This is a genomic window from Acidobacteriota bacterium (assembly GCA_012517875.1).
Lineage (GTDB): Bacteria > Acidobacteriota > JAAYUB01 > JAAYUB01 > JAAYUB01 > JAAYUB01.
On sequence record JAAYUB010000074.1, the window covers coordinates 42,885 to 53,580 of the forward strand.

General features: G+C 65.2%; 8 protein-coding genes. 4 read left to right on the top strand and 4 right to left on the bottom strand.

Annotated features, from left to right (window positions below):
- Positions 1-120: 120 nt before the first annotated feature.
- From GX414_07600 to ggt, 4 genes are all read right to left on the bottom strand, one after another.
- Positions 121-753: a hypothetical protein gene (locus GX414_07600; GenBank protein NLI46954.1), complete on the bottom strand. Its 633-nt coding sequence runs from the start codon at positions 751-753 to the stop codon at positions 121-123.
- 124 nt (positions 754-877) lie between these two features.
- Positions 878-1,897 carry an alpha/beta hydrolase gene (locus GX414_07605; GenBank protein ID NLI46955.1) on the bottom strand — a complete coding sequence of 340 codons (1,020 nt, stop codon included), beginning with the start codon at positions 1,895-1,897 and terminating at the stop codon, positions 878-880.
- 8 nt (positions 1,898-1,905) lie between these two features.
- Positions 1,906-2,439, bottom strand: a complete 534-nt coding sequence (locus GX414_07610) for an MGMT family protein (protein NLI46956.1) — start codon at positions 2,437-2,439, stop codon at positions 1,906-1,908.
- 21 nt (positions 2,440-2,460) lie between these two features.
- Entirely contained in the window at positions 2,461-4,215 is a 1,755-nt protein-coding gene (gene ggt, locus GX414_07615; GenBank protein ID NLI46957.1) for a gamma-glutamyltransferase, read from the bottom strand.
- Between the two features lie 341 nt (positions 4,216-4,556).
- Here ggt and GX414_07620 point away from each other — a divergent pair, with 341 nt between their 5' ends.
- The 4 genes from GX414_07620 (at position 4,557) to GX414_07635 (ending at position 10,514) form a co-directional block, all read left to right on the top strand.
- The gene (locus GX414_07620; GenBank protein ID NLI46958.1) at positions 4,557-5,144 is read left to right on the top strand and encodes a TetR/AcrR family transcriptional regulator; all 588 of its coding nucleotides are present in this window, start codon (positions 4,557-4,559) and stop codon (positions 5,142-5,144) included.
- Complete coding sequence (locus GX414_07625) at positions 5,141-6,283, top strand: efflux RND transporter periplasmic adaptor subunit (GenBank protein NLI46959.1); 1,143 nt, start codon at positions 5,141-5,143, stop codon at positions 6,281-6,283. The genes GX414_07620 and GX414_07625 overlap by 4 nt, the downstream gene beginning before the upstream one ends.
- Positions 6,284-6,297: 14 nt before the next feature.
- Positions 6,298-9,210 carry an efflux RND transporter permease subunit gene (locus GX414_07630; GenBank protein ID NLI46960.1) on the top strand — a complete coding sequence of 971 codons (2,913 nt, stop codon included), beginning with the start codon at positions 6,298-6,300 and terminating at the stop codon, positions 9,208-9,210.
- A gap of 131 nt (positions 9,211-9,341) precedes the next feature.
- A complete protein-coding gene (locus GX414_07635) occupies positions 9,342-10,514 on the top strand; it encodes an IS4 family transposase (protein ID NLI46961.1) in 1,173 nt (390 codons plus the stop codon).
- The last annotated feature ends 182 nt before the right edge of the window (positions 10,515-10,696 follow it).

The following is a 10,696-nucleotide window of genomic DNA, read 5'->3' on the forward strand; positions in this document are numbered from 1 at the left end:
TATCATAAAACTGTTGCCGGAATGTTGCAAATAGACGACTTGACCGACCGGCCTGGCACAGACCCCCCAACCGACAGAACCGCACCGCCAGCAGGGGAGATGATGAACCGCGCGACGCGTCTAAAAGCGGATGTAAAAACCGCCGGAGGCCTCGAGCTGGTGGAAGAACTGTCCCGCTGTGACGATGTACACTTCGCCCGGCAAGACGCCGATGACCCGGGTCTCTTCGCTGACGTAAGTGGGCACGTAACACCCCTGCACCCGCACCCCGGCGTGCTTGCCGATACCCAGCTTGATCCCGCCGCCCATGCGCACCGACAGGTGCAGGGAACCGTCGACGTCGGCGGGCACCGGATCCAGGTAGGTGGCGCCGATCCCGAAAATGAGGAAGGGGCGGATCCGACCTCCTTCGCAGATCCAGTGATAGAGGCCGTTGAATTGGTACTGGTCCACATTCAGGTCGAAGAGTCGGACGGACGGCGACAGTGATCCGGTTCCCTCCCGGAGTTCCGCCTGCTGCCGGAGCCAGGAGAATTCCAACTGATAATGCTCATCGTAGTCGACGCCGAACGTGAAACCGCAGCCCGGCCCGCCCTCGAGCAGAAGGTCCCGCGTGGTCTCGCCGTCTTCGGCTTCGAATTCACCGCCGATTCGATACAGGGCCATGGGGGTGATCTCGAAACGCCCTGCGGCGGACAGTACGCTCGTCAGGGCCAGGCCGATTAGCAGGGAAATCGTGACTCGGTGGAACATGCGGCATTCCTCCGGTTAAGAGTTTCGGCGTTCACCACCAGACCGTTGGTGTACCTTGGTTCTCCATTTGGCCGATCGCCGGAATTCAGCGGGCCCATTGTAACACCGATTCCTGACGGAGCAGCTATTGGGAACAGGTTAATCCCGAGGCGGTTGAGGCATTCAGCCACCGGCGGAACCAGTCGCGGATGACCTGGCGGGTCGCGTCGGTGCCGCTGCGCGTGATGGAGAAGTGGTCCTCACCGTCCAGCAGCAGCAACTGGCTGCCGGGCGGGGCGGCCGCGTGCAGGCGGATGCTGTGCGCGCAGGGGATGTTGCGGTCGTCCCGCCCGTGGATGAACAGGACGGGCGCCCGGGCGCTGCGGATGGCCCGCAGCGGATCGGCTTCAGCTGGTTCGAAATTGGCTAGACGTCCCGCCCGGGCCAGACCTTCGTCCACCAGTCGGTTCGGAATGAGTCCGCCCAAGCCGGGCAGATAGTGGCGGATGTAGTCCCGGACCACGTCGCGCAGGCTGGTGAACGGGGCGACGGCGACCACCGCCGCCAGGCGCGGGTCGCGGCCCGCCCATTGAATGGCCGCGGCCGCGCCGTACGAGGGACCCATCACGCCAGCCGGTCCGGACACCCATCCGCGGGCGGTCAGTTCGTCGAGAAGCCGGGCGAGATCGGCCGATTCCCGAACCCCGTAGCTGAGCCAATCACCTTCCGAGCGGCCGTGGCCGCGCAGATCCACCAGGACGACCCGGTGGCCGTCCGCCGCCAGGGCACGGCCCAGCCCCAGCAGGTGGTCTTTACGGTCGCGGATTCCGTGCAGAACGAAGACGGTCGGCGGTGCGCCGCCCGCAGCAGCCGGCGGTTCGATGATCCAGATGGAAAGCGCAGCCGGCGGATCACCCACCCGGATCCGCGCCTGCCGCGAAACGCCCAGGCGTCGCCATTCGGCGGGGCGGAGATCATCGGCCGGATCGGGTGGCCGGTCATGATTGGGCGCGTAGACGATCCCGCCGGCAAGGACGTTCGGGAACCAATGGGAGGCCGTGGCCACCGCCAGACACACGCTCAGACCGGCAAGAACCAATGCAAGCAGCAGCGCAAGGCGGATGCGGGAACATTGGGTGGCTTGAGATGGTGTTGCTCCGGACATGATGCGGGTCAGTTGTCCAGCGAGACCCCTTCCAGAGCCAGCATCCGCGCTTTCAGGTCGAGCCCGCCCGGACCGGAGAATCCGCCGAGGCGTCCGCCGGCGGCTAGGACCCGATGGCATGGGATGATCAGGGCCACCGGATTGCGGGCCATGGCCTGTCCCACGGCCCGGGCGCCGCCGGGCGAGCCGCAGCGTTCGGCGAGCTCGCCGTAGGTCACGGTCTGTCCGGCCGGAACCTTGCGGGCGGCTTCGTAGACGCGGCGGGTGAAAGGCGGCAGACCGTCCAGATCCAGCGGGACGGAGCGGAAATCGCGGCGGCGTCCCGCCAGGTGATGGCGCACCCGTTCGATCACGCGCACTATCGATGCCGGAGGCGGAGCGGGTTCCGCGGCGGGGTCCTCCCCACGAAGCCGGGCGGCGACCGCCGCCGGATCGGCCGCAGGCAGGTGGAAGCGGCAAATCCGGGCGCCCCGCCAGGCAATCGCGCAGAAACCCAGAGCGGTCTCGAAGACCGTGAACTGACAGGTTCTTACACGGGCCATCGTCAACCTCCGCGAAGAGGATCAAAAACCAGCCGCCAGCCCGGTGCCGCGGGGATCGGAGGCGCCGCGCATCACGGGTCGGCCGGCGGCGTCCCATTCGACAGCGACGCACTCCACCAGGCCGAGCCGGCCGCTCCGAGTGTACGGCTTGAGATCGTAGCCCATGCCCGCGAGGACCTGCCGGACGGGCTCGGCGAGAGTGGCCGGTTCGTGGTACAGGACGTCAGGCAGCCACTGCTGGTGGATGCGGGACCGCTGCACGGCGGCGTCCAGGTCGAGGCCGAACTCCAGCACGTTGAGCAGCACCTGGGCAACCGCCGTAGCGATGGTGGGGCCGCCGGGGCTGCCCAGCACCAGCACCGGCCGGCCGCCGCGTCGGGCTACGACGGGCGTCATGGAGCTCAAGGGCCGCTTCCCCGGGGCGATGGCGTTGGCTTCGCCCTGGATCAGCCGGAGCGTGTTGGGCAGGCCCGGAGCTGAGGCGAAATCGTCCATTTCGTTGTTGAGGAGAAAACCAAGTCCGGCGACCACCGCGCCGCAGCCGAAATTTTCATTCAGCGTGTACGTGAGCGAGACGGCATGCCCCGCTGCGTCCACCACCGACAGGTGGGTGGTCTCGGTGGATTCCGGCTGCGGCGCCGCGGCTCCGGGGAGGAAGAATCGGCTGTCCAGCGCCACACCCGGCTTGATCAGCAGCCGCAGCCGATCGATGTGCGCCGGGGCCAGCAACTCGGCCGTGGGGTCGGAGACATGGTCGGGATCGCCCATCCGGTTGGCCCGATCGGCGTAAGCCAGGCGCATCGCTTCGGCCAGCAGCTGGAGATAGACGGGTTCAGGCAGGCGGGCCAGGGCGTACGGTTCCAGAATCTGCAGAATTTCCGCCAGCACCACCCCGCCTCCGGGCAGCGGCATGGTGACAATCTCAAAGTCACGGAAACGGAAAGCCAGGGGCTGGCGCATGGCCACGCGGTAAGCGCGCAGATCGTCCCGGGTGATGAGGCCGCCGTGACGAGTCGATTCGGCCGCCAGGCGTTCGGCCGTCTCGCCGGAATAGAATTCCGCCTCACCGCCGGCAGCAATCCGGCGCAGGGTGGCCGCCAGATCGCGCTGGACGAGATGTTCGCCTTCGCCCAGCGGGCGCCCGTCGCGGAAGAAAATGGCGGTTGTGGCCGGGTGCGCGGAAAGCCGTGTCGCCTCGGCCGCCAGGCGGCGGGCCAGATCGGCGCTGACCGGGAAGCCTTCCGCGGCCAGTGCGATCGCCGGCTCCAGGAGCGCGGCCCACGGGAGCCGACCGGCTCGTTGCCAGGCGGCATGCAGCCCGCGGACCGTGCCCGGCACGCCGGCGGCGCGAAAGCCTTCGGTGGAGGAATCGGGGATGTAGCGCCCCGCCGGGTCGAGATACATGGTCCGCGATGCGGCGGCGGGCGCGGTTTCGCGGAAGTCGAAGACCGCCGGCGTGCCGCCTGACGCCGGCACGTGGAGCAGGAAGCCGCCCCCGCCCAGGTTGCCGGCATTGGGATAGGTCACGGCCAGCGCGAAAGCCGCGGCCACAGCGGCGTCGACAGCCGTGCCGCCGGCGCGGAGCGCCGCCACGCCAGCCACGGTGGCATGCGGCTCGGCGGTGCTCACCATGCCTTTCGAGGACAGCCGCGGCAGACCTTCCTGTTCCAGTTGGTTCAACAGCACCCGGTAATGGTCGATCACCCGGGGCGGCTGCGGCAGGGCCGTCATGATCAGCAGCCCCAGAGTCAGCACAATCAAAACCGGTCGGCGCATCGTGGTTTCTCCTGAAGATATCACGAACATTATCCCAAATAATTGTTCCGGGTTCCATTCCAGAAGGTTGTGTGGTGGAGAAATTTTCGTTGTTGGCGTCGAGGCAAAGATGTTCAGTTAGCCATTTGAGCCACAAGTTTGAATATCATTAAATATATTAATAACAACTAGTTGGATGAATCTGAACAGAATTATACCAATCAGTATATTTTTTGTTGACAAGAGAACAAGAACCTATATACTTACCGTTCGGTATATGTGGACTGGAGGAAAGAATGCCAGCACCAAAACAGAACAAACGAAGTGCGGGTAACGATTACGGCACCGAAGGGTCCACCCGCATGCGTCTCTTCCAGGCTGCCGCGGAGCTCTTTTCGCAAAAGGGCTATTCCGCGACGTCGGTGAACGAAATCGTCGAGGCGGCCGGCGTCACCAAGCCCGCCCTTTACTACCACTTCGGCAACAAGGAAGGATTGTACCTGAAAATGCTCGAAGAAGCCTCGCGCGACCTGGAACTGGAAATCCGACAGGCCGTCGCCACGCCCGGCGACGCCGTGACGCGCATCCGGGCCCTCTGCGACCGTTTGATGGAAATGGTGATCACCCACCTGGCGCTGGTTCGGCTCATGCATGCCATGTACTACGGCCCGCCGCAGGGCGCCCCCTATTTCGATTTTGAAGCCGTCCACCAGCAGGTCCTGCGGGCGACGGTGGCCCTGGTCGAGGAAGGGATTCGTGAAGGATCCGTCCGACCGGGAGACCCCACCGACATCGCCTGGGTGATTCTGGGCGTGACCAGCACCTGCATGGACCTGCAGCTCTGCCACGCCGATATCGCGCCGGGTCGGGACGGTTTGCAACGCCTGTTGAAGCTCATTGGTACGGGCATCACCACATCGGAATCCACGGCTCGAGGAGAAGACTCATGATCTGCCGAATCACACTATGTGTCTGCGCCGCCGCCCTGCTGCTCGTTGCGGCCGGCTGTTCCAACCTCGAAGCGGACCGGCCACCGACCGCGGGGCGGCCGCCGGTGGCCGTCGACGTCGTCACCCTCGCGACCGAATCGCTGGAAGAGGGCATCGATGTCGTGGGCACGCTGGCGCCCAAGTTCCAGACCGAGGTCAAGTCGGAATACACGGGCATCGTCACCGACGTGTACGTGACCGAATGGGTGCGCGTGCGGCAGGGGCAGCCGCTGGCGCGGCTGGACACACGTGAGGGGGAGGTCATGCTCCGGAAGGCTCAGGCTGCGGTGGAAGCCTCGCAGGCCAACGTCCTCCAGGCGGAGGTGGCGCTGAGCCGCGCCGAGCGCGAACTGGCCCGGCTCACCAACATCAAGCAGTACGGCCTGGTCACGCAGCAGACCGTGGATGACGCCCGCAGCGCCCGCGACGCCGCCGAGGCCCAGGTGGCGGCGGCCAGGGCGCAGCAGCGACTCGCCGAGGACGACGTTCGGCACACCCAGACCCGCTTGGACAAAGCGGTCATCCGCGCGCCGATGACCGGCACGGTGGCGCTGCGCGGCGTCAACGTGGGCGACCTGGCAGGCGAAATGGGCTCGCCGAAGGTCATGTTCCAGATCGTGGACAACCGCATCCTGGAACTCACGGTGACGGTGCCCGAGGCGCGACTCAACGAGTTGCGACTGGGTCAGCCGCTGACATTCACCACAGACGCGGTGCCCGACCGGACGTTCACCGGCGAAGTCAAGCACATCAACCCGGCGGTCTCGGTGGCGGATCGTTCCGTCCGCGTGATCGCCGAAGTGCGCAACGAGCCGGAGGTGCTCAAGGGCGGGCTGTTCGCCAAAGGACGAATCGTCACCGGGCGCCGGGAGGATGTCCGCCAATTGCCGCGTGAGGCGCTGCAGGGCTGGGACGTCGCTGCCGGCCGAGCGGACGTGTTCGTCGTGGAAAACGACACCGTCCGCTGTCGCCCCGTGCAGACCGGTGCCGTCGCCGGCGACAACGTCGAGATCCTCTCGGGGCTCGCGGTCGGCAGCCGGGTGGTGGTGCGGGGCGCCTTCAACCTGAAGGACGGCGACCGCATCCAGGTCGGCCGCTGAGAAGGAGAGGCTCGATGCTGCTATCCAACCTGTCCATCAAGCGGCCCGTGTTCGCCGCGGTCATGATGCTGGCCCTGGTCACCCTGGGTGTCTTCTCATACCGCCGGTTGGCCATCGACATGTTCCCCGACGTGGAGATCCCGGTCCTGTCCATCGTGACGGTGTTCCCCGGCGCGTCCCCGGAAACGGTGGAGCGGGAGGTCACCAAGCGTATCGAGGAGGCGGTCAACCCCATCTCCGGCGTCAAACACGTCACCTCGACGTCCCGCGAGGGAGTCTCCACCGTGGTGGTGGAGTTCGAACTCGGCGTCAAGATCAACGACGCCTCGCAGGAGGCGCGGTCCAAGATCGGCGCCATCCGCGGCGAGCTGCCCCAGGGGATTGAGGAGCCCATCATCAACAAGCTGGACTTCGCGGCGGTGCCCATCGTGTCGGTGGCCATCCGTTCGGAGAAACTGTCGCCCCAGGCGCTGACCACGATGGTGGACAAGAAGGTCAAGCGGCGCCTGGAGAACATTTCCGGAGTGGGCAAGGTGGACATGGTGGGCGAGTCGGAGCGCGAAGTGGCCATCCAGCTCGATCCCGTCCGCCTGGAGGCGTTGGGGATGGGTGTGGACGAGGTGGTGCTCGGCCTCCAGTCGGAAAACGTCAATACCCCACTGGGGCGGATCAACCGCAACGGAACAGAATTTCCCCTGCGCGTGGCCGGCAAGCCGAGGGATGTCGCGGCGTTCCAGCAGATGGTCATCGCCCAGCGCAACGGCCGGCCTATCACCCTGGCCGAGGTGGCCCGCGTGGAGGACGGTATCCAGGAGCAGCGATCGCTGGCGCTCATCAACGGTGTGCCGGCGGTGGCCCTGGACATCCTGAAGCAGTCGGGTGCCAACACCGTGGAGGTCGTGGACACGGTCAAAGCCGAGGTGGTCCAGCTGCAGAACGAAATGCCGGCCGGCACCACCCTCGAGCTGATCCGCGACGGTTCCATCTTCATCCGCGATTCGGTCCGGGACGTCCAGGAGACGATGATTCTTGGCGGCCTGCTGACGGTGTTCATTGTGTTCCTGTTCCTGAACTCCTGGCGCTCCACGGTGATCACCGGCCTGACCCTGCCCATTTCGGTGGTCTCGTCATTCATCGTCATGAACTTCATGGGGATGACTCTGAACATGATGACGCTGATGGCGCTGTCGCTGGCCATCGGCCTGCTCATCGACGACGCCATCGTCGTCCGGGAGAACATCGTCCGCCACCTGGAGCGGGGCGAGGACCACTTCACCGCCGCCCGCAACGGCACGAGCGAGATCGGCCTGGCGGTGATGGCCACCACGTTCTCCATCGTGGCGGTGTTCGTCCCGGTGGCGTTCATGAAGGGGATCATCGGGCGGTTTTTCTTCCATTTCGGGATCACCGTGACTTTCGCCGTGCTCGTGAGCCTCTTCGTGTCGTTCACCCTGGACCCGATGCTGTCATCGCGCTGGTACGACCCGGACGTGGAGCGTAAGGGGAAGCGGCATCTGATCGCCCGGATCCTGGACCGCTTCAACGGCTGGTTCGACCGGTCCGCCGACGGCTACCGGGTGCTGGTCGGCTGGGCACTGGATCACCGCAAGACCATCGTGCTGCTGGCTGCCGTAGCCTTCGTGGGCGGCGTGGCCGTGTTCGGTCTCCTGGAGACGGCGTTCCTCCCGCCGTATGACCAGGCGGAGTTCCAGATCAACTTCAAGACGGCGCCCAACGCGTCTATCGCCGAAACCCGCAACCGGGTGGAGTCGGTGCTGAGGGTTCTGGAGGAATTCCCGGAGGTCAGGCATACCTATGCGACCATCGGGGCGGGGGACTGGGGCACCGTCCGTGACGCCAGCGTCTACGTGAAGCTGGTGGAGCGGGACGCCCGAAGCCGGAACCAGTTCCAGCTGCAGCGGGCGGTTCGGGGGCGGCTGCTGCACGTGGCGGGCATCGTGCCGTCGTTTGCGGAGCCCGGCAACATGGACTCCCGCAAACCGCTGCTGGTGAGCATCCGGGGTGAGGACCTGGATCTGCTGAAGCAGCACGCGCTCCGTTTGAAGGAGGCCACCTACTCCATCGCCGGGGTCGTCGATCAGGAAGTCAGCCTGGAGCAGGAGATCCCCGAGTACAAGATCATCGTGGATCGCGAGCAGGCGCTGGCCACCGGGGTCATGACCATGGATGTGGTGCGCACCGTCGGGGCGCTGGTGGGCGGGCAGGTGGTGTCCACCTACGAGGACGAGGACGGCGACGCGGTGGACGTCCGCGTGCGCCTGCCGCAGGAGTTGCGCCGCGACCCCGGCCAAGTCCAGCAGCTCAAGGTGACGGTCCGCACGCCCGGGGGACTGCCGGTTCTGGTGCCGCTGCTGAGCCTCGTCCGCTACGAGGTGAGTACGACTCCCTCTGAAATCAATCGTCAGGATCTGAGCCGCGAGGTGGTCTTCTCGGCGAACATGGACAACCTCCCGCTGGGAACGGCGGTGCAGCGCATCGATGCCGAGGCCGCCAAGCTGGACCTGCCGCCCGGCTACCAGGTGGTGTTCGGCGGCGAGAACGAGATCATGGTGGAGTCGTTCGGCTACATGGCCGAGGCGCTCCTGCTGGCGGTAATCCTGGTGTACTTGATCCTGGCCGCGCAGTTCGAGTCGTTCATCGACCCGCTCGCTATCATGCTGTCGCTCCCCTTGTCTGTCGTCGGCATGGCGGGTATGCTGTTCATCACCGGCGACACGGTGAACATCATGTCGCTCATCGGGCTCATCATGCTCATGGGTCTCGTCACCAAGAACGCCATCCTGCTGGTGGACTTTGCCAAGGCTCTGCGGGCGGAAGGGGTGAGCCGCCGCGAGGCGCTAATCGTTGCGGGCCGAACCCGCCTGCGCCCCATCATGATGACAACCCTGGCCACACTAGTGTCCTAAATAATCTGTTAAGGAACACCGTAACACAAGCAATATCATGAAGAAAGATCCTGTCTGCCGATTTATCGATTTGAATTCCAGCCGGCTCTCCGCCCATACTCGTGGGATCTCGACATCCCAGGAGCACCCGCATGAACACCGGCCAGACTGTCTTCGCGCAGCTGCTCGATTTGATACCGACCTACGAGTTTCGTAAATGCGTCCACCGCTACCACGGCAATCGTGGGGTCAAGCACTTCACTTGCTGGGATCAGTTCCTGTGCATGCTCTACGCCCAACTGACCGGGCGGGAAAGCCTCCGCTCGCTGGAAGTCTGCCTGCACAGTGTCCGGACCCATCTCTACCACTGCGGGATCCGCTCCCCCATGTCCCGCAGCAACCTGGCCCACGCCAACGAGCAGCGGGATTGGCGCATCTACGCCGACTTCGCCCAGGTCTTGATCCAACAGGCCGTCCGGCTCTATGGCGAACGCGAGTACTTGCCCGGTCTCCAGCAAGCGGTCTACGCGTTCGACTCCACCACCATCGAGCTGTGCCGGGCGCTCTTTCCCTGGGCCCGCTTCGGCCGCCAGGCGGCTGGCGTCAAGCTGCATACCCTCCTGGACCTGCGGACCGACCTGCCGACCTTTGCCTGTATCACCCCACGCCGGATCCACGACGTGCAGCTCCTCGACCGCTTGCCCTGGCAGCCGGGGGCCATCTACGTCCTCGACCGTGGCTACCTCGACTTCGCCCGCCTGTACCGGATACATCGCGCGGCGGCCTTCTTCATCATCCGGGCCCGGCGCGATCTGCGCTACTACCGCCACGACTCCGTGAAGGTGAACAAAGCCACCGGCCTGCGCGCCGACCAGACGGTCTCGCTAGTCAGCTATTATCCCCGCCACACCTATCTCGAACCGCTCCGCCGCATCTCCTTCCGCGATCCCGTCACCGGCAACGGGCTGGTCTTCCTGACCAACCACACGACGTTGCCGGCGCTGACCATCACCGAACTCTACCGCGGCCGCTGGCGGGTCGAACTCTTCTTCAAATGGATCAAGTCCCATCTGCGGATCAAGGCGTTCTATGGCACGTCTGCCAATGCCGTCCAGACCCAGTTGTGGATCGCCATCTGCGCGTATGTGCTAGTAGCCATCGCCCGGCATGTGCTGCAGGTGAACCGCAGCCACTACACTATCCTGCACATTCTGGAAGTCACCCTGACCGAAAAACGCCCGCTGTATCAGGTGTTGACCGAATCGGCCGACCTGATGCCACCAAGGGGTGCCGCTAACCAGAAGAATCTATTCGAGATCTTTTAGGACACTAGTGATGATGAGGAAACGGTTAAGAACCGATTAAGAAAGATGACATCCCGGCGGCGGGACAGGCTGAGGCAGACCCGCCCGGCGGGCAGCCGGTCCGGGTCGACGTGTGTTCGGGTTCTATGGGGCCTGGGAGGCTCGGCGCCGTCATCGCCCGGGTGGCGGACCGAACAAGTACG

What these genes read in the sequence shown, in the direction of transcription:
- GX414_07600 (NLI46954.1), bottom strand. Translation starts at nt 753, where the DNA reads ATGTTCCACCGAGTCACGATTTCCCTGCTAATCGGCCTGGCCCTGACG.
- GX414_07605 (NLI46955.1), bottom strand. Translation starts at nt 1,897, where the DNA reads ATGTCCGGAGCAACACCATCTCAAGCCACCCAATGTTCCCGCATCCGC.
- GX414_07610 (NLI46956.1), bottom strand. Translation starts at nt 2,439, where the DNA reads ATGGCCCGTGTAAGAACCTGTCAGTTCACGGTCTTCGAGACCGCTCTG.
- ggt (NLI46957.1), bottom strand. Translation starts at nt 4,215, where the DNA reads ATGCGCCGACCGGTTTTGATTGTGCTGACTCTGGGGCTGCTGATCATG.
- GX414_07620 (NLI46958.1), top strand. Translation starts at nt 4,557, where the DNA reads ATGCGTCTCTTCCAGGCTGCCGCGGAGCTCTTTTCGCAAAAGGGCTAT.
- GX414_07625 (NLI46959.1), top strand. Translation starts at nt 5,141, where the DNA reads ATGATCTGCCGAATCACACTATGTGTCTGCGCCGCCGCCCTGCTGCTC.
- GX414_07630 (NLI46960.1), top strand. Translation starts at nt 6,298, where the DNA reads ATGCTGCTATCCAACCTGTCCATCAAGCGGCCCGTGTTCGCCGCGGTC.
- GX414_07635 (NLI46961.1), top strand. Translation starts at nt 9,342, where the DNA reads ATGAACACCGGCCAGACTGTCTTCGCGCAGCTGCTCGATTTGATACCG.